15 protein-coding genes are annotated in these 18,115 nt (G+C 43.4%); 13 read left to right on the top strand and 2 right to left on the bottom strand.

Annotated elements, in window-relative coordinates:
* Window positions 1-29 precede the first annotated feature (29 nt).
* Window positions 30-386 carry a four helix bundle protein gene (locus tag RJ60_RS11925; protein WP_103134835.1) on the bottom strand — a complete coding sequence of 119 codons (357 nt, stop codon included), beginning with the start codon at window positions 384-386 and terminating at the stop codon, window positions 30-32.
* 610 nt (window positions 387-996) lie between these two features.
* Here RJ60_RS11925 and RJ60_RS11920 point away from each other — a divergent pair.
* On the top strand, window positions 997-1,215 hold the full coding sequence (locus tag RJ60_RS11920) for a hypothetical protein (protein ID WP_258006303.1): 219 nt from the start codon (window positions 997-999) through the stop codon (window positions 1,213-1,215).
* Between the two features lie 342 nt (window positions 1,216-1,557).
* On the opposite strand, the gene RJ60_RS11915 is transcribed toward RJ60_RS11920, so the two are convergent.
* Window positions 1,558-1,917 (bottom strand): four helix bundle protein, encoded by a 360-nt coding sequence (locus RJ60_RS11915; RefSeq protein WP_258006302.1) that lies wholly within the window; start codon window positions 1,915-1,917, stop codon window positions 1,558-1,560.
* A 444-nt stretch (window positions 1,918-2,361) separates the two neighbouring features.
* Here RJ60_RS11915 and RJ60_RS11905 point away from each other — a divergent pair, with 444 nt between their 5' ends.
* The 12 genes from RJ60_RS11905 (at window position 2,362) to RJ60_RS11850 (ending at window position 17,941) form a co-directional block, all read left to right on the top strand.
* Window positions 2,362-2,664 carry a nucleotidyltransferase family protein gene (locus RJ60_RS11905; protein ID WP_103134831.1) on the top strand — a complete coding sequence of 101 codons (303 nt, stop codon included), beginning with the start codon at window positions 2,362-2,364 and terminating at the stop codon, window positions 2,662-2,664.
* Window positions 2,657-3,004: a DUF86 domain-containing protein gene (locus RJ60_RS11900; protein ID WP_103134830.1), complete on the top strand. Its 348-nt coding sequence runs from the start codon at window positions 2,657-2,659 to the stop codon at window positions 3,002-3,004. The genes RJ60_RS11905 and RJ60_RS11900 overlap by 8 nt, the downstream gene beginning before the upstream one ends.
* A gap of 946 nt (window positions 3,005-3,950) precedes the next feature.
* On the top strand, window positions 3,951-4,988 hold the full coding sequence (locus tag RJ60_RS11895) for an ATP/GTP-binding protein (RefSeq protein WP_219725886.1): 1,038 nt from the start codon (window positions 3,951-3,953) through the stop codon (window positions 4,986-4,988).
* On the top strand, window positions 4,963-5,493 hold the full coding sequence (locus tag RJ60_RS11890; RefSeq protein WP_146028920.1) for a hypothetical protein: 531 nt from the start codon (window positions 4,963-4,965) through the stop codon (window positions 5,491-5,493). The genes RJ60_RS11895 and RJ60_RS11890 overlap by 26 nt, the downstream gene beginning before the upstream one ends.
* A 1,285-nt stretch (window positions 5,494-6,778) precedes the next feature.
* Complete coding sequence (locus tag RJ60_RS11885) at window positions 6,779-8,086, top strand: sugar transferase (RefSeq protein WP_103134828.1); 1,308 nt, start codon at window positions 6,779-6,781, stop codon at window positions 8,084-8,086.
* 1 nt (window position 8,087) lies between these two features.
* A complete protein-coding gene (locus RJ60_RS11880; protein WP_103134827.1) occupies window positions 8,088-9,275 on the top strand; it encodes a glycosyltransferase family 4 protein in 1,188 nt (395 codons plus the stop codon).
* Complete coding sequence (locus RJ60_RS11875; RefSeq protein WP_103134826.1) at window positions 9,272-11,020, top strand: heparinase II/III-family protein; 1,749 nt, start codon at window positions 9,272-9,274, stop codon at window positions 11,018-11,020. The genes RJ60_RS11880 and RJ60_RS11875 overlap by 4 nt, the downstream gene beginning before the upstream one ends.
* 14 nt (window positions 11,021-11,034) lie before the next feature.
* Entirely contained in the window at window positions 11,035-12,276 is a 1,242-nt protein-coding gene (wecC, locus tag RJ60_RS11870) for a UDP-N-acetyl-D-mannosamine dehydrogenase (RefSeq protein ID WP_103134825.1), read from the top strand.
* Entirely contained in the window at window positions 12,273-14,426 is a 2,154-nt protein-coding gene (locus RJ60_RS11865) for a bi-domain-containing oxidoreductase (RefSeq protein WP_103134824.1), read from the top strand. The genes wecC and RJ60_RS11865 overlap by 4 nt, the downstream gene beginning before the upstream one ends.
* 185 nt (window positions 14,427-14,611) lie before the next feature.
* Window positions 14,612-15,808, top strand: a complete 1,197-nt coding sequence (locus tag RJ60_RS11860) for a phenylacetate--CoA ligase family protein (protein WP_146028919.1) — start codon at window positions 14,612-14,614, stop codon at window positions 15,806-15,808.
* Complete coding sequence (locus RJ60_RS11855; RefSeq protein WP_103134822.1) at window positions 15,795-17,186, top strand: DUF362 domain-containing protein; 1,392 nt, start codon at window positions 15,795-15,797, stop codon at window positions 17,184-17,186. Before RJ60_RS11860 ends, RJ60_RS11855 begins: the two co-directional genes overlap by 14 nt.
* Before the next feature lie 53 nt (window positions 17,187-17,239).
* Window positions 17,240-17,941, top strand: coding sequence for a hypothetical protein (locus RJ60_RS11850; protein WP_103134821.1), 702 nt, complete (start codon window positions 17,240-17,242; stop codon window positions 17,939-17,941).
* Window positions 17,942-18,115: the final 174 nt, after the last annotated feature.

Here is an 18,115-nt window from a genome sequence, read left to right as displayed (position 1 = left end):
AGCAGCATCACTTCCCGACGAAGTCGGCATCACTTCTTACTTCTAAGGTACTTCGTCATCGCTATAATCTTATGTGAAAGATCCTCGATTCGGTTACTCAGTGATGAAAAGTCCTGTTCAGATAAGTGTCCAATCTCCGTTGCAATATACAATTGAGTTGCCAATTCATATAGCGACCCTCTGGCAACACTCAGGAAGTTAATGAAATCCTTCGCTGATGAGCGACCCTTCCCTTCCGCAATATTAGAAGGAACAGAAACGACAGCTCTTCGTATTTGGTCGGTTAAGCTGTAGACCTCTTTCTTTGGAAACTTCTCCGTGAGAATATAGACATCCTTTGCAAGCTCAACACCAAGCTTCCAGATATTAAGCCTTTCGATCTCCATCAACTATCCTCCTCAAAATAAACTGAGGATAATATATCATCTGAAGATGAACCCTTCAAGTATTCTCATGGGGTTCCTTTTTTTGTTCTTGAGCTTCCTGGCGCGAAAGCGCCAGCATCACTTCCTGGGATGTACTTCCCAGCATCACTTCCCACCGAAGGTGGCATCACTTCCCGACGAAGTCGGCCTCGCCTCCTGCCGAAGGCAGCCTTGCGTCCGCCGATGTTTCTCGGCGCCTTGCGTCCACTGATGCTCCTCAGTGCAATGCGTCTGATCTAGAAGTGGTTTTCATCCCCGCGAACCGGGCATTGCGACCTGGCGTGATCTTCGCCAGCCTTGCGTCCCCGGATGCTTTTCCGGGCATTGCGTCTTATCTTAGAGCGGTTTTCATCCCCGCGAAGCGGGCCTTGCGTCCCGGCATGTTCTTTGCCGGCATTGCGTCCGCCGATGTTCTTCGGCGATGTTGTAACTCTTTTATGTTCGAATTTGTTTCACGACCAACATTTGATATAATTCATTTCGGTGGGTAAGAAAACGATTGATTATCCACTAACGTAAGTATTCGTGGGGTGAAGGGGTCTTGAAATTGATTCCAAGAGGGAGATCACAGTTGAAAAACCTGAAGCTGTCATTTCTTGTATTTACCGCTGGCATGGCAGTAGCAAGCATCTATATGACTTACTGCGTGTTAACAAAAGGCGAAGTTCTTCAAGCAAACCCGAAATTGTGGATCGTAGTAATCGCCATCTACATTCTTACAATCCTTAGTGCAATATACTACACAATACTCGAAAGAACCTACAAGAAACGCAGACGAACGGATTGGTAAACAACCCCGTTGCTGGTTGTTCGCTAGCGAAAAGCGACGGGCGGGCAAATTGGCTTGAAGGTTTTTTGCAGTCTTTTCTCGCGAGCCGCTGTTTTACAAGCGAAGTGGTTCTCACTCGTTCTTGATCTTTGCCCGCGAAGGGGAACTGGCCTTTGCGAAGCAAAGACTGGCCTGGCGTAGCCTGACTGGCTATTTTGTCGCCTCCTGCGAAGCAGCATCACTTCCTGGCGAAGCCAGCGGGTCCTTGCTCTACCCAGCGTTCAGCGCTCAGCGAAAAGCGGGCTTTGTTGCTTCCTGGCGTGATCCTTGCCAGCCTTGCGTCCCCGGATGTTCCTCCGGGCATCACTTCTTACTTCTAAGGTACTTCGTCATCGCAACAATCTTGTGCGATAGATCTTCGATTCGTTTATGTAAAGAAGAAAAGTCTTCTTCTGATAGATAAGCAATTTCTCGAGCTACGTAAAGCTGAGTAGTCAGTTCATACAATGAACCTCTAGCAGTATTGAGAAAATGAACGAAGTCCTTTGCGGTTGATCTTCCTTTACCTTCAGCAATATTGGAGGGAACAGAAACCGCTGCTCTTCTTATCTGATCGGTAAGGCAATAAACCTCTCTTCTTGGGAACTTTTCGGTGATAACATACACATCCTTTGCAAGTGAGACTCCGAGTCTCCAGATTTCAAGATTCTCAATATCCATCATCTATCCTCCTCATAATAAGCTGAGGATAATATATCATCTGAAGAATCCCCCCTTCAAGTAGGTGTTTTTTCGTTCATCTTCTATGTTCTTAGCTTCCTGCCGAAGGCAGCCTTGCGTCCCCGGATGCTTTTCCGGGCCTTGCGTCCTGGCATGATCCTTGCCAGCCTTGCGTCCGCCGATGTTTCTCGGCGCCTTGCGTCCACTGATGCTCCTCAGTGCAAGGCGTCTGATCTTAGAGCGGTTTTTCATCCCCGCGAAGCGGGCATTGCGACCTGGCGTGATCTTCGCCAGCCTTGCGTCCCGGCATGTTCTTCGCCGGCATTGCGTCCGCCGATGTTCTTCGGCGCCTTGCGTCTAATCAATTAGCATCACTTCCTGAAGTTTCTTCGACAGTTCTTCTCAACCGTTCCGGCGAGTGTGATAGAATTTCCGTGAGGTGATACTATGCAAGACCTAGAAAACGTTATACAAGCATTGCGTGAAAGCCTTCCCGAACTAAGAGATCGTTTTTCTGTTTCGAAGATAGGGGTTTTTGGTTCGTATGTGAAAGGAAATCAGAACGACGACAGCGACGTTGATATCTACATAGAGTTTGATAGGGTGCCTGGTTTAAAATTCATGGAGCTCGCGGAGCAGCTTGAACGAATCGTACGAAAGAAGGTTGATTTACTAACTCCTCGTGGATTGAAAAGCATACGAAACGCCAGAATTAGGCACGATATAGAGCAGTCTATAAGATATGTCTAGGAGAGAAATAGCTGAGATCCTTGAGGATATAGTCGAGAGCATAGAACGAATCACAGCCTATGTAGACAATATGTCATATGATGAATTCATGGCAGATTTGAAGACTCAGGATGCAGTAATCAGAAACATTGAGATAATAGGAGAAGCAGCAAAACAACTTCCATATACCTTCACAGTAGCTCACAGCGATATTCCTTGGAGAGCACTAGCTGGAACAAGAGACCGGCTGATTCACGACTACTCAGGTGTCAACTATGACATAGTGTGGGCGGTTATTGTGAGTGACTTACCTTCTCTTCGAGCGAGGATACGTGAAATACTTCAGACTGAGGAAAACTGAAATGAATTGCCGAACATGATCTTTGCCTGTCGAGCCTCAATCCACAAGTTCGCGAAATTCGGTTCGCCGTTGACCGTTCAAGAGGAAAGATCTGTTCTTCGTTCCAAAGCGAGGATCTGTTCTTTGTTCTTGGTCAAGGTCGTATTGCCAGAGCATGGCATACCCTTCCCAGAAAATTGTCAGGCCGACGAACTGAGATGGTTCTGACAAACCGGATTTCGCTACTCCTTATTTGATAGGAACTTTAGCTCTTTGTTCTTGGCGAACCACCAACCACGTATCACCAATAACCGCTCTTAGCGCCAAGCTTCATCTCAGACTCAAAGCGTCTTCTCGCTCAAAGATCCGCTGTACGCCTGAAGTTCCGCTGTACGCTTAAAAGCGGTGAACCCGCTGAGCGCTGTGGAGAACCGTCCTTCGTGACTCGTCCCAGATCATGAACCCGTCCTTCGCTGAGACCCAAGCCCAGATCCTGAACAGGAGCACTTCAGGATGACGTGAAGGACTGTCATCCCGATATGAAACTGATCGGGATCTCGAATGTAAGAGCCGCTGTACGCTTAAAAACATGGTTCGCCGTTGACCGTTCAAGATCATGAACCCGTTCACCGCTAAGACCATTCAATCGAGAAAGAGCAATATCGAGCCGTTCGCTTCGCTCACGAGAAGACGAGAAGCGAAAATAGGGACTGACAGGCTCCTTATGTCTGTCCCATTTTTCGCGTACTGGAAGAACAGTTTTTTTAGCTTTTGCTTTTATAACATGCAGCGTGACACTTGCAACTGCGTGAAATATGCGGAGGACGGTGGACCGTTGACGGTTGACCTGAGAGGCTTCCTGCGCAGCAGCATCACGTCATGAATTGATCGCCGACGCCCTTCGCCGCCGTTTGCACTAAGGCTTTCTGCTATAATACAATCAGTTGGCTACAAGGGGGTGAGCTAGTTGGAAGGCGCCATAAAAAGACTCACACTCACCAATTTCACGGCATTTCGAAAACTTGATCTGGAGTGCTCGCCTGGAATAAACATCTTAATTGGATCCAACGCAACAGGCAAAACTCATATCTTGAAGTGCATCTATGCGTCTTGCGATATTACACGAACAAAAGAGGACTTTGCAAGCAAACTTATGAGGGTCTTCCTGCCTTACGGAATGAAACTTGGTAGACTGGTGAGAAGGCAGCAGAGAAGCAGCCGCGCATCAATTGTTGTGGAAAACATGAAAGAGAACAAGATTGAGCTTTCCTTTTCTAACCACGTCAAAAGCTCTTCGTCGGCTAGTGTGAAGGGGCAGGAAAAGTGGTTGAAGACGCCCATTGAATGTGCATACATCCCGGTAAAAGAGATGCTTGCGCACGCACCGGGTTTTAGATCACTGTATAACAGCAGAGAGATTCATTTTGAAGAAATCTATCCAGATATCATCGACAGAGCTTACAAACCTATTTTGCGAGGGCGCGTCGATCAAGATCGACAACAGATTCTGACTTTGCTTCAGGACTGTATGGATGGAAGAGTGACGGTGAAGGACGAGGAGTTCTTCCTAAAGAACACACAAGGAAACCTCGAGTTCTCTCTGCTTGCTGAAGGTTTGAGAAAGTTAGCGCTTCTGTGGCTCTTGATCCAGAATGGTACTTTGCTGGAAGGCTCCATTCTCTTCTGGGATGAACCAGAGAGCAACTTGAATCCAGAAATGATAGCTTCAGTTGTGGGAATTCTGCTGAGACTCCAAAGACTAGGAGTGCAAATATTTCTCGCTACCCATGACTATGTAGTACTGAAGCAGTTCGATCTTCAAGCCGAAGAGGAAGACAGGATCAGATACCACTCCTTGAAAAGAAAAGAGACAAAGGAGATAGTTTGCGAGAGTGAAGATAGTTACGATAAATTGGGTTCGAATTCAATATTGGCTACATATGAGAAGATGTATCACGAACAGATTATGAAGACAATGGGTGTTCAAATTGACTCGATACCTTGAAGGCGGTTATGAATTTGACTTCGGAGCAGTCCAAGTAGAAAAACTGGATAGTGAGGGGCGATCTCTGCCAATTGGTATGTCATTCGTTGATTTCGTAGTCTACGAAGAATCTAGGACGATTCTGATCGAAGTCAAAGACCCATCCCAGAAGGGAGCAACGGCCAAAGAGAGAGAGGAATTCCTCAGACAGATTCAGCAAAACACACTCATAAACGAGTCGCTGGTCCCAAAAGGAAGAGATTCCTACACCTATCTTCATCTTATGAACCAAATCCGGAGAAGATTGTTATATATAGTCATTCTTGGAATGGAGAAATATGATGAAAGTTTTGATTCTGCGCTCATCTTAGGGTTTCAGGATCGTCTAAGACAGAGATTGAACAAAGAAACGGAAGTCCCGTGGAAAATCAAGTACATTGATGACGTACTTGTGCTGACAACAGAAAAATGGAGTGAGGTCTTCCCAAACTATAAGATAAGTAGGCCGGGAAATAAGCCTACATGAGAAGCATTTCGCTACGAGAGACTACTGAGCATAGTCGTGAACCGGAAGATCCAGTTTTCGCGGGTCGACAGAAGAACCGCTAAACGCTTAAAAACATGGTTCACCGTTGACCGTTCAAGATCATGAACCCGTTCACCGAAAAGGCCGCTGTACGCTCAAAAGCGGTGAACCCGCTGAGCGCCAGAAGTTCCGCTGAACGCTCTAAAACATGGTTCGCCGTTGACCGTTCAAGAGGAAAGATCTGTTCTTCGTTCCAAAGCGAGGATCTGTTATTTGTTCTTGGTCAAGGTCATATTGCCAGAGCATGGCATACCCTTCCCAGAAAATTGTCAGGCCGACGAACTGAGTTGGTTTTGACAAACCGGATTTCGCTATTGTTTACTTGATAGGAACTTTAGCTCTTGTTCTTGGCCAACCACCAACCACGTATCACCAATGACCGCTCTTAGCGCCAAGCTTCATCTCAAACTCAAAGCGTCTTCTCGTTCTCTCGTTCTCGGTTCAAGAACGAGATCCTGGCCTGAAGCACGCCAGGATGACGCGAAGGAGTGTCATCCCTTGAGGTTGCCCTGATGAGCGCCTCTTCAGTCATCCCGTGATGCACCTGCACGGGATCTCGCACTTAGCAACCGCTGAACGCTTAAGAACAAGGACCCGCTGATCGCTGGAAGAACCGCTGTACGCTTAAAAACGAAGACCCGTTGAACGCTCTAAAACATGATTCGCCGTTGACCGTTCAAGATCATGAACCCGTTCACCGCTAAGACCATTCGATCGAGAAAGAGCACTGTGGAGACGTTCGCTTCGCTCACGAGAAGACGAGAAGCGAAAATAGGGACTGACCGCTTCCTTTGGTCTGTCCCATTTTTCGCGTACTGGAAGAACAGTTTTTTTAGCTTTTGCTTTTATGACATGCATCATGGAACTTGCAACTGACGTGCGGAGGACGGCGGACCGTTGACGGTGGACTTGAGATGCTTCCCGCCAAAGGCAGCCTTGCGTCATCTCCACAAGAATCTTTACATTCCCTTCTCTGCCACAATATTGACTCATCTACGGATAGAATCTATAATTGATTGTCAAGGATAATAAATGAACCTAATCAGCGATAAACGGATGTCGAATTACTTGCGAATAAGATTGTGAAATGTTAACATACGTAAGGCAAATCGAATAGCTTGCAAACCGAGTATTAACAACACGTAAGGCGAACAATGAGAAATCCTCGTTCTTCTTGTTTACCGTATTTAATCACTAGATTAAATAAAATCAGGAGGGGGTACTTGTGTCAAGAAGAATAGCAAGACTGAAGTACCTTGTCGCTTCTTTTCTGTTCGCTGCCCTTTTCTTCATCCAGTCACTTACACTCACATGGACTCCCAGATTTGCCTTTCAAGCTCTTATACTCAATGTAGCTATCATGCTCGGCATATACGCCTTCAGAGGCTTCGATAATTTAACGACCTACTCTCTAAACTCATGCATCGTCTCATATATCTCTGGCACAGTTCTCGGGGTTCTCTTTGCTCTCATCCCGATAGTCTTCTTCACCCCGCGCCTCCCTAGGCTTACATTCTTCGTGACAGCAGCCGTCTCAGGATTAATCTTCCCCTTCCTATCATGCGTGCTTATGAGATACACGATAAAGCATCTCCCGCCGAGAAGATATCTAGTAATAGGCAGAGAAGAAGAGCTCGGCCCGATACTCGAAGAAGTCAAAAAGGCCTCGATGGGCAAGATCGAAATCTATTCCTACATGAACCCATCGGTAGCGACGCTCACAGAGGCTATCTCTTTCGAAGATGTGAAGCCCTTCGATGCGATACTCATAGGCGATCCAAAGTTGGCCAGAAGTGTCGAAGATCCTTTGGGCCAAGGTGAAGCAAATGGTTACACTATAGAGTACTTACCGATTGTAGTTGAAAGCTCGCTAAAACGTATTCCACTCGAGCTGATAGACATTTTCAGAGATTACTATGACGTGGCATTTACTGATATCCACATTTCTCAGAAAAAGAGAGTCTTTGATTTGATACTTTCGGCAATCGGTTTGACTATTACTTCTCCGTTATTGCTATTCCTTTCTGTAGCTATTCCTATAGAGTCTGGATGGCCCCTTGTATTTAAGCAAAAGAGAATAGGGCTTCACATGAAACCTTTTACGTTCAAGAAGTTCAGAAGCCTTACAAACGTTTCCGAAGAAGATCTGAACAAACTTGAAGATCCAAACGAGACTATTGGCGGTAGAGTGACAAAGATCGGGAAGTTCATTAGAAAGACCCGCTTAGATGAAATTCCTCAGTTCTTTAACGTATTCCAAGGGAACATGTCAATCATTGGACCAAGGCCTGAAATGGAAAACTATCATAACAAGGCGCTGAAGAGCATACCTTACTATTCATATAGATATAGGCTTAAACCTGGAATCACCGGCTGGGCGCAAATAAATTATCCACACACATCGACTATGGAGGATTACAAGAGAAAGACAGAATACGATCTATACTACATAAAAAACCAGAGCTTCAGACTTGATCTTGAGATCACCTTAAAAACGATTGAGACAATGCTCGGAATGAGGGGAAGTAAGTAGATTGAGAATTCTAGTTATTACCCAAAACTATCCTCCGGATCTAGGTGCAGGATCATTCAGAATGAAGGCTCTTGTAAGTACCTTAATCTCGCGAAGTCATGAGGTGTTTGTGATTTCTGGTACACCAAACAGATATGATTCTATCGGAAAGGACAGTTCAGGGGACAACTCGAGCCGTGAGAGAATAATCAGGATTCCTGTCCCTCAGCAAAAGCAGGATCTCCTTCAAAGAGGATTGAGCTACTTTGGTTTTTTCAGAAAAGCGACGAAAGAAGCAAAAAAACTAGCGAAAGATTGTGATGTAATAGTTGCGACATCACCTCAGCTTCTTGTTGCTTATGCCGCGGCGAAGGCAGCAAAGCAAGGTAAGAAACCTTTTGTTCTTGACATCAGGGATCTTTGGCCTGATGTGATGATTGACCTTAACATTGCAACGAGAAGGTCCTTCGTCTATAAGACTCTCAAGCGAGTTGAAGAGAAATGCTATCAACAGTCAACCAGAATAATTGTTAATTCTCCAGCCTTCGAGGAACATATTAAAGAAATCTCAAATAAGTCTCCCGTGTTGATAACAAACGGAATCGACGATGAGCTTTTCAGTGAGCTACAGAACACTGGCAGGAAAGTCGCAAAAGAACCGTTTACAATCACCTATGCTGGGAATTTAGGAATAGCACAAAATCTCGAAGTGTTATTAAGGGCCGCAGAAAAGTGTAATGGTAATTTCAGATTCAGATTAATTGGTGACGGATCTGAGAAGGCAAAGATTGTGTCTGCAATCAGAGAATCACGTATTCACAATATTGAACTCATCGAACCAGTACGTCGTGAGGAATTGGCTAAATACTATGCAGAAACTGATGCGTTTTTCGTGCATTTGAAGAACATAGAAATGTTTAAGAAGACAATCCCATCTAAGATATTTGAATACGTTGCCACGGGCAAACCAGTTCTATACGGTCTTCAAGGAGTAGCAAAAGAGATCATGAATGAGCTTCAGGGGCCGTATCTTGCGTTTGAACCGGGAGATGTACATTCCCTTCTGGCATCACTCGATGTTCTTCATGAGGCGCTTAAAAATCCACGAAAACTGAATGGACTTGAAAGTACCGAAAAACTAAAAGAAAAATATTTGAGGAGTGTTCTTAGTAATCGATTCGCAGACGAAATTGAGGAATCAGTTGAATGATAAGAACTCTTTCAGCAAAGGCTATCGATAAGGTATTCAGAAAAACAGGTGTTTACTCTGTAATATATCGTAAGTACAGTAATACCAATGAACCGCATTTTGAGAAGCTGGAGATTCATGAGCTGAAAAATAGAGATTCGTTGAAACAAATTAGTGGCAACTCATGGGTATTTGGAACGCAAATTACTGATGAAAGCCTTGATAATGCTTCACAATCTTCTGTTCCCTTTTGGAAAGCATCCTGGAAGGGCTTTGATCCGAAAGATTTCTGGGAAATCGCAAGGGGTTGGCAGTTGTTACCCGCAGTTTTAGTCAAGGAAAGTGAAACAGAAAGAAGCGAGGTCATTGAAAAAGTTATCAAATGGCTAGATCAGAACCCATATCCTAATGGCCTGGCGTGGGCCGTTGGTCTAGATGTAGCTATAAGAGCCGTAAACCTGAGCTTAATCTTTAGTATTACTGGTAAGAAGAAACTCGAAGACCACCTGTACAATCACTATCTGTATCTCAAGAAAATGCTTTGGTTATCGAAAAATGCGATCAGAAACAATCACTATCTCGGAGAACTGACTGCCCTTGCCATTCTTTCGACAATGATGAATAGAAAGGATGCTGTTAAACTCTCAAAGAGAGTTGAGAAAGAAATGAAAAAACAGTTCTATACGGATGGTGTTAATGTTGAACAATCAGTTAGGTATCATAAGTTTTCTCTTGAGTTTGTTCTTTTGGCTAATCTCTTCCTCGGTATTGAAGCACCTGTGCTCGAAAAGGCTGGAGATTTCGTATTGGCTCTTAAAAAGCCCGACGGTTCTTGGTCATCAATCGGTGATGATGACTTAGGCTGTGTTTTTAGACTGCACAACGATGTATTAAATGGCGATTACAAAGCAGTCCTATCAGTTCTGGCAGTGATATTCGACCGGCCGGATTTCAAAATGGGAGCTGAAGAGTTGTCTACAGAGGCGGAGTTGCTCGTAAAGGATGCTGCTTCAAAATGGGCAAGTCTCAAAGAACTTGAACCAAAGAAAAGTTATCTCTTCAAAGAAGGCGGTTTTTTTGCATATCGAACCGGTTGGAATCGAGACGATAGCTATTTTGTGGTGAAGTTTGGACCGCACAACTGGCATGCACACTCAGATCTGTTTCATATAGAACTTTCAATAAACGGTCAAAACGTACTAATAGATAGTGGAACATACAGATACAACAACGTACCTGAGCAAAGGAGATATTTCAGAAGCACTGCTGCTCATAACACGATCAGCATCAACGATTTAGATCAAACAAAACAATGGACAACCTTCAGATGGCATAAGCCAGCCAGAGTGACGGAGTGGAATCTTGACGAGAACTCCAAGGGTTTCGAGTTTTTTGGAACGCATGATGGATACAGGCGTATTGACCTAGTTCATAGCAGAAGGATATTTGGTTCCTCAGATCTGAAGACACTAATGGTCAACGACTGCATCGAAGGGAAAGGGACAGGTACGATAAAGGTATTCTGGCATTTCTCACCTGAGCTTTCTCTGGAGAAGACCGGAGAAAACGAGTTCAGTATCTTGAATAAAGAAGGTTTGCTGGGAAGTGTGCGACTAAACACTAACGAAACCTTAATAACCAAGATCTTTGATACGCCATTTTCAGAACGCTATGGCAATCTTTCTAGCAAAAAAACTCTGCAAATTGAAATACAGAAGTGCTCGCGGAAAGAGATAAATATTGAAGCAGAATTCCAGTTCAAATAGAGTCGGAGGATACAATGGATACAATAAATAGATCCACAAAAATCTCAATCATAGGTATGGGCTACATAGGACTGCCAACGGCAACGATGTTCGCCGCTGCTAGCTACAATGTAAAAGGTTTTGACGTGAACAAGAGAGTGATAGACACTCTCAAGAGAGGAAAGATACACATAGTCGAGCCTGATCTCCAGGGTTTGTTCAAAAGTGTCCTTGATTCAGGCAATCTGATTCCAACAGACACTCTTGAAGAATCGGATGTATTTATCATCTGTGTTCCCACACCTTTCAAAGAAGATCACGAAGAAAAGTTCGCCGATCTCTCTTATGTTGAGTCAGCATCGAGAGAAGTCGGAAAAGTCTTGAAGAGAGGCGATCTTGTTATCCTCGAATCAACAGTCCCTCCAAGAACTACAGATGACATAATGGGAAAGACTCTCGAAGAAGAGTCCGGCCTAAAGATAAACGAAGACTTTCTTGTAGCTCATTGTCCCGAAAGAGTCCTTCCGGGAAAGATACTCCATGAACTGAGAAACAATGACAGGATAATTGGAGTTTCAAACAAGAAGGCAGGAGAATTGGCAAAAGAACTGTACTCTTCCATAGTCACCGGAGGCAATATCTACCTTACAGATACCATTACTGCCGAGATGTGCAAACTTGTAGAAAACACCTTCAGAGATATAAACATAGCCTTTGCAAATGAACTGAGCATGATATGCGATGAACTGGGAATAGATGTATGGGAACTCGTTCAACTGGCAAATAAGCACCCGAGAGTGAATATACTCAGCCCAGGAGCCGGTGTCGGTGGTCACTGTCTTGCGGTCGATCCCTGGTTCATTGTTGAGAAATTCCCGAAGACTGCTAGACTAATTAGGACTGCGAGAGAGACGAACGATTACAAACCAAAATGGATAGTAAAGAAAGTAGTTGAGGATATCCAGAAAACATTCTTAGGCAAGAAGATAACTGTAGGAGTACTTGGCCTTGCATACAAATCGAATATTGACGACCTGAGAGAAAGCCCGGCACTTGAAATCGCCAAAGAACTTAAGAAACTCGGGTATAATGTAATTGCATGTGAACCTAATTCAGAACAGTCTGAGATAAACTCAATAGCAAACCTGAAATTAGATGAACTGATCGATCATTCTGATTATCTAGTTTATGCAGTGCCACACAATCAGTTCAAAGACGGATACAAGGACAGAATAAAACAAAAACCATTCTTCGATGCGGTTGGTGAGATGAAGTGAAAGAAGTCTTCATGGACGTTAAAACAGGAAAGCCTCTTATACAGGAAGTCCCAGCTCCAGCTTGCAAGAAAGATGGTGTTCTTGTCGAGACACTCTACTCTTTAGTCTCAGCCGGCACCGAAAGAATGCTCATGGATTTTGGCAAGAAGGGCTTGATAGGAAAAGCAAAAGAGAGACCCGATCAGGTAAAGAAAGTTCTCGACAAGATGAAAACAGATGGTGTGTTGACAACTGTCAAAGCGGCTTTTGGAAAACTGGACGAACCTTTACCACTTGGTTATAGTATGGTTGGCAAGGTAATAGAGGTTGGCTCCAATATGAGCGATATAGCAATCGGCGATATAGTAGCCTGCGCTGGTCAAACAGCCAATCATTCCGAAGTGTGCTATGTTCCTAAGAATCTGTTAGTCAAGATCCCGAAGGAGTTTGCTGACGTAAGGGAAGCGGCCTTTGTAACTCTTGGAGCAATCGCTATGCAAGGAATAAGGCAGGCAGAAGTGAGCTTTGGTGATTGGGTCGCAGTTATCGGACTCGGATTACTCGGTCAGTTGGCAGTAAGAATTCTTAAAGCGGCCGGTTGCAAGGTTATTGGAGTAGACATCGATTCATCTAAAGCCAATCTCGCACTTACTGAAAAAGATAGATACATTGACGCCTTTGTTAATAGCGGTTCCGATAATGCGGTCGATGAAATAATGGCAGTAACTGGACATGGAGCCGACTCGGTAGTTATTACTGCAGCTGCTAATTCAAATCAACCTGTTGAGTTCGCAGCAGAAATAGCGCGTGACAGGGCTATTATATCTATGGTTGGTGTAACCGAGATGAATATACCAAGAAGACCTTTCTATCAGAAGGAGCTTTCTTTCAGGCTTTCTCGTTCATACGGCCCTGGGAGATATGATCCTAATTACGAAGAAAAGGGAATAGACTATCCTATTGGTTACGTGAAATGGACTGAGAAGAGAAACATGGAAGAGTTCATCCATATGCTATCCAGTCGGAGAATTACTGTCAATGAACTAATCACCCATGAATTTGAGATTACAAACGCTGAGAAAGCATATGAACTTATAACGGATAATCCTAATAATGAGAAATATGTAGGAGTACTAATAAAATATCCAGATAGAGCAGAAAAGACAAACAGGACTATTGCGCTTTCCAAATCAAAGACTTTCAAGAAAACGACAGGAAGAATCGGTGTCGGATTAATTGGGGCAGGTAACTTTGCGAGAGCCGTAATAATCCCAAATATGTCGAAGATTCCAGAATATGAGTTTGTTGGCTTGGCAACGACATCCGGTACAACAGCAGGCCAGGTTATCAAGAATACTGGATTCAAGTACTCGACAACAGATTATAAAAAGCTTTTGGAAGACAAAGATATCGATCTTATTGTTGTCGCCACTCCTCACAATACTCATGCCAAATTCACTGTAGAGGCTCTTGATGCCGGGAAGCATGTGTATGTTGAAAAGCCTCTGGCGATAACGATGGAACAACTTGAAGAAGTCAAGGCAGCTTATGAAAGAAACAACCAGCATGTCTTTGTAGGTTTTAACAGAAGGCATTCACCGTTTGCCAAGTTCATAAAAGAAAATATGAGTACCAACAAATATCCCTGCATTATTCAATACACAGTAAACGCGGGATATATTCCCAAAGAACACTGGACGCAAGACCCGGAAGTCGGAGGTGGAAGAATAATCGGCGAGGTGTGCCACTTCATCGATCTCGCAGTTTTCCTGACTGGCTCATTACCAGAATCAGTGAACACTGCCGCTATTATAGGGAACACTGATTATTACTCTAGTTCCGATAATGTATCCATAAACGTGACATTCAAGAACGGATCGGTAGCCAACATAATATACACAGCCATGGGTTCAAAATCCTTCCCAAAAGAAAGGGTAACTGTATTTTGCAACGGAAATGTCGGCGAGATAGACAACTTTGTATCTGCAACTGTATATGGAAACAAGAAGAAGAAACTTAGAAAAATGGAACAGGACAAGGGATTTGTTGAGGAGTATTACTCAATGGCGAAAACAATGCAGTTGGATAAATCAGAAAGATCTGACATTTCTCAAGACATCGAGACTAGCCTAGCTTCTTTAATGACTGTTGGGAGACCTGAATCTCGATGAATCTGTATTCAGTGCTGCCCCTCAGATTGCAAAACATGGTTGTTTCATTAGAAGGAAAGCGAAGAATGAGAAGCCGTTATTTCAACACCAGGTTTCTTCACTGGGCAACATTACTCAGTAACTCAGCAAGATGGTCATCTGAGTCTTTGAAGGAGTATAGAAGAAGTAAGCTTGAGGAATATCTTATGAAAGCTTTTTTGTGCAGTGATTTCTGGGAACAAGAAATGAAAAAGATTTGTATAGATCCACTGAAGTGCATCAAAAGGGATCCTGAAATCTTTTTAAAATCGCTCCCAAAGATTGATAAACAGCTTGTTCTTAAGAATAAGAGGGCCTTCCTAAATAGAAAGCAAGGGAAGAAGGACTATGAAATGGTTCACACCAGCGGAACAACTGGAGCTGGGTTTCGCTTTCCATGGTCAAATGACGCTATTGCTGCTGAGTTTGCTTTCATTTGGTTTAGAAGGTATCACGCTGTGACTTTTGGATCTAAGTATGGTACGTTCAATGGAAACAAGATCGTTCCTTTTGAACAGGTTTCACCACCATTTTGGAGGTTTAATGAACCAATGAATCAGACTCTGTTTTCGATTTTCCATTTTCGTGAAGACTATCTTCCCCATTACATTGAAGAACTCAAGAATGGAGAGTACGATTTCATTGTAGGATATCCTTCAGCTATTACAGTGATTTCAAATTACATGCTCAGTGTAGGCGAAGAGATTAGATTGAAGGCGGTTTTTCCCTCTTCTGAAAGCCTTTATGAGTGGCAACGTGAATCTCTTGAAAAAGCCTTCGGCTGCAAAGTGTATGATTCTTACACAAATGGTGAGCAGTCAGCGCTAGTTTATCAGTGTAGTGAAGGCTCGTACCACAATGCTTATGAATATTCATACGCTGAGTTTGAGCCGCTTGGCGAGTCGCAAGAGAGTTCCATGGCTCACATCTTGGGTACTAGTTTCTTGAACGATTCGATCTTCCTAATAAGATACAAGACCGATGACTTTGTAGAGATTGATGACAGGCCTTGTGGTTGCGGAAGGCCAGGGGCTTTTATAAAGAGGATAATTGGTCGCAGAGACGACATTATTTATACTAAGGACAAAAGACCTGTCGGTAGGCTAGATCATATATTCAAGGATGCTGAGGATCTGGCTGGTGCTCAGATTGTTCAGAAAGAGTTTGGAAAGCTTCTCATAAAGTACGTCCTTAACGGGAAACGTTTCGATTCAAGACAAAAAATTGAAAGTGAAATAAAGGATCGGCTTGGTGATTCAACAGAAGTCACATTTGAAGAAGTTAAACATCTGGAGCAGGACCGTTCCGGTAAGATTAGAGGCGTGATTTCTTTTGTTCGGGGAGATTTCGATGGATATAATTGACAATCCGAGAAGCGTGGTGATAGGGAATCTAGATTCCAAGTACCCATCTGACTGGAAAAATTCGGAACTTATGAAGGGTCTAAGAAGTGGCCTGTCAGAGGTGTTGGGAACTGAATATCAAAACCCTTTTTTAGGCATTGTTGAGCCGGGTATGACCGTTCTGATTAAACCCAACTTTGTGAAAGAAGAGAACCTCAAGATCAAAGGGGAGTGGGAGTCAGTTCTTACACATCCTTCGATAATTGCGGCCACTGCATACTTAGTAGCAGAAAGTCTAGGAAGAGGCGGGAAAATAGTTATTGCCGATGCTCCCCAAACTGATTCATCTATGCAAGCAATCCTTCGAAACACAAAGTTGATGAACTATCTTGATGACCTGCGTTCACTCTTTCCGAAAATCAGCTTCACATTCCTTGACCTTAGAAGAGAGGAATGGAAGTTGGTCAATGGAACTGTAGTCAAGCGAACGAAACTGAGTGGAGACCCTAAAGGGTATTCCATTGTGAATCTTGGCGACAAAAGTCTATTTGCTGACCAGGACTGCACTAATCTTTATGGTGCTGATTACGATGTCGAAGAACTGAGAAAACATCACAAGAGCGGAATTCACGAGTATTTGTTAAGCAGATCCGTTTTGTCAGCAGACATGGTTGTAAATATTTCGAAGATTAAGACTCACAAAAAGGGAGGAATAACCCTTGCTCTGAAAAACTTTGTGGGAATAAACGGTGACAAAAACTATTTGCCCCATCACAGAGAAGGCTCACCAGAAGATGGAGGAGATGAATTCCCAGAAAAAACCACCAAGGTTAGCATCGAGAGAAAAAGTGTTAGTTTATACAGAAGGTTTGTGACTCTTGTTCCATATCCAATGAACATACCTCTTACTTTGCTAAAGAAACTTGGAAAAGAAGTATTTGGTGATTCAAGCAAGACAATAAGAGGTGGTAATTGGTGGGGTAACGATACTGTCTGGCGAATGACTCTAGATATCCAGAGAGCGTTTCTTTATTCGAGACTTGACGGATCACTTTCCGAAACAGTTCAAAGGCAGAAGTACGTCTGCATTAGCGATGGCATTATCGCTGGAGAAGATGATGGACCAATGGAACCAACACCAAAACCTTTCGGAGTGCTCCTCTTCTCTGTTAATCCCGCTGTTCTTGATTTCACGGGTGCTATATTGATGGGTTTCGATCCTTCTAAGATTCCAACAATTAGGCATGCCTTTTCCATGAGCTCTTTACCCTTAACCAGATTTCTATCAGATAGCATAAGAATAACTGCATTGGATAGTAAAGATGGATTCAAAGAAACAAATTACGAGAGATTTATTGAACGCTTTCGACCACATTTCGGGTGGTGTGACAAGCTTTGACGAATTCAAAAAACGCAATAGACTAGATTTCTTCCTTAAGGGAGGTACTTGTATTGAATGTGCATATTATTGGGCCGTTTCCTCCACCAGTCAATGGAATGACAAATGCGAATAATATGCTCTGGGAAGGAATGTCAAAGAAAAATAACGTTCATTGGCTCAATACTAATATCTTGAAAAGAATGGGCAATTTTGCAGATGAGGGGAAATTTACATGGCGAAAGTCACTGTTTTCCTTAGTCCAATTGTTTAAAGGAAGCTTCAAGATTCTCTTTTCGAAGGATCTGGAAGTAGTCTACATTACACCTGGTCAAAGCGTTTTTGGTTACATGAAATACACTCCATTCATGTGGGCGGCACGCATTAGAAAGATCCCGCGCTATATCCACATCCATGGGGGATATTTCCGAACTATGTATAATGGACTTAGAGGATGGAAGAAAAGAATCGTTGATAAAAGCTTGAGAGACCTAGCAGGGACAATAATTTTGGGTCCTTCTTTGCGGTGTATGTTTGAGGGTCTTGCTCCTGATGAAAAGATCTTTGTTTGCGAGAATGGTGTAGAGGATGAGGTTTTTGCTACTGAGGAAGAAATAAGGCAGAAAATTGAGAAATACAAAACCGACAATACAATCAGGATTGCTTATCCGAGCAACTTAATGGACTCAAAAGGAATACTAGATCTCCTTGAAGCAATTAAAGTACTTCGAAGGGAAGGAGACAAGGTTTATCTTGATATTGCAGGCGTAGTTTAGCCAGAAATGTATTTGTGATCGAATACTATTGAGATTAGATGATCGATAGTACCCATAATATGGTTGCCAAATCATGGCGATAAATGATGCTATGTCTGGGTATTGTCTGGATAAAATGTTTCACGAAAAAGGTTCAGAATAATTCAGAGTCGGTTCTTGATTGACAGTCTAGGG

It is taken from the genome of Mesotoga sp. B105.6.4 (genome assembly GCF_002896535.1).
Lineage (GTDB): Bacteria > Thermotogota > Thermotogae > Petrotogales > Kosmotogaceae > Mesotoga.
The sequence above is the reverse complement of the archived record's forward strand: the minus strand, read 5'-3'. Positions and strand labels throughout refer to the sequence as shown.

What these genes read in the sequence shown, in the direction of transcription:
- RJ60_RS11860 (WP_146028919.1), top strand. Translation starts at nt 14,612, where the DNA reads ATGAAAGCTTTTTTGTGCAGTGATTTCTGGGAACAAGAAATGAAAAAG.
- RJ60_RS11900 (WP_103134830.1), top strand. Translation starts at nt 2,657, where the DNA reads ATGTCTAGGAGAGAAATAGCTGAGATCCTTGAGGATATAGTCGAGAGC.
- RJ60_RS11905 (WP_103134831.1), top strand. Translation starts at nt 2,362, where the DNA reads ATGCAAGACCTAGAAAACGTTATACAAGCATTGCGTGAAAGCCTTCCC.
- RJ60_RS11875 (WP_103134826.1), top strand. Translation starts at nt 9,272, where the DNA reads ATGATAAGAACTCTTTCAGCAAAGGCTATCGATAAGGTATTCAGAAAA.
- RJ60_RS11915 (WP_258006302.1), bottom strand. Translation starts at nt 1,917, where the DNA reads ATGATGGATATTGAGAATCTTGAAATCTGGAGACTCGGAGTCTCACTT.
- RJ60_RS11925 (WP_103134835.1), bottom strand. Translation starts at nt 386, where the DNA reads ATGGAGATCGAAAGGCTTAATATCTGGAAGCTTGGTGTTGAGCTTGCA.
- wecC (WP_103134825.1), top strand. Translation starts at nt 11,035, where the DNA reads ATGGATACAATAAATAGATCCACAAAAATCTCAATCATAGGTATGGGC.
- RJ60_RS11855 (WP_103134822.1), top strand. Translation starts at nt 15,795, where the DNA reads ATGGATATAATTGACAATCCGAGAAGCGTGGTGATAGGGAATCTAGAT.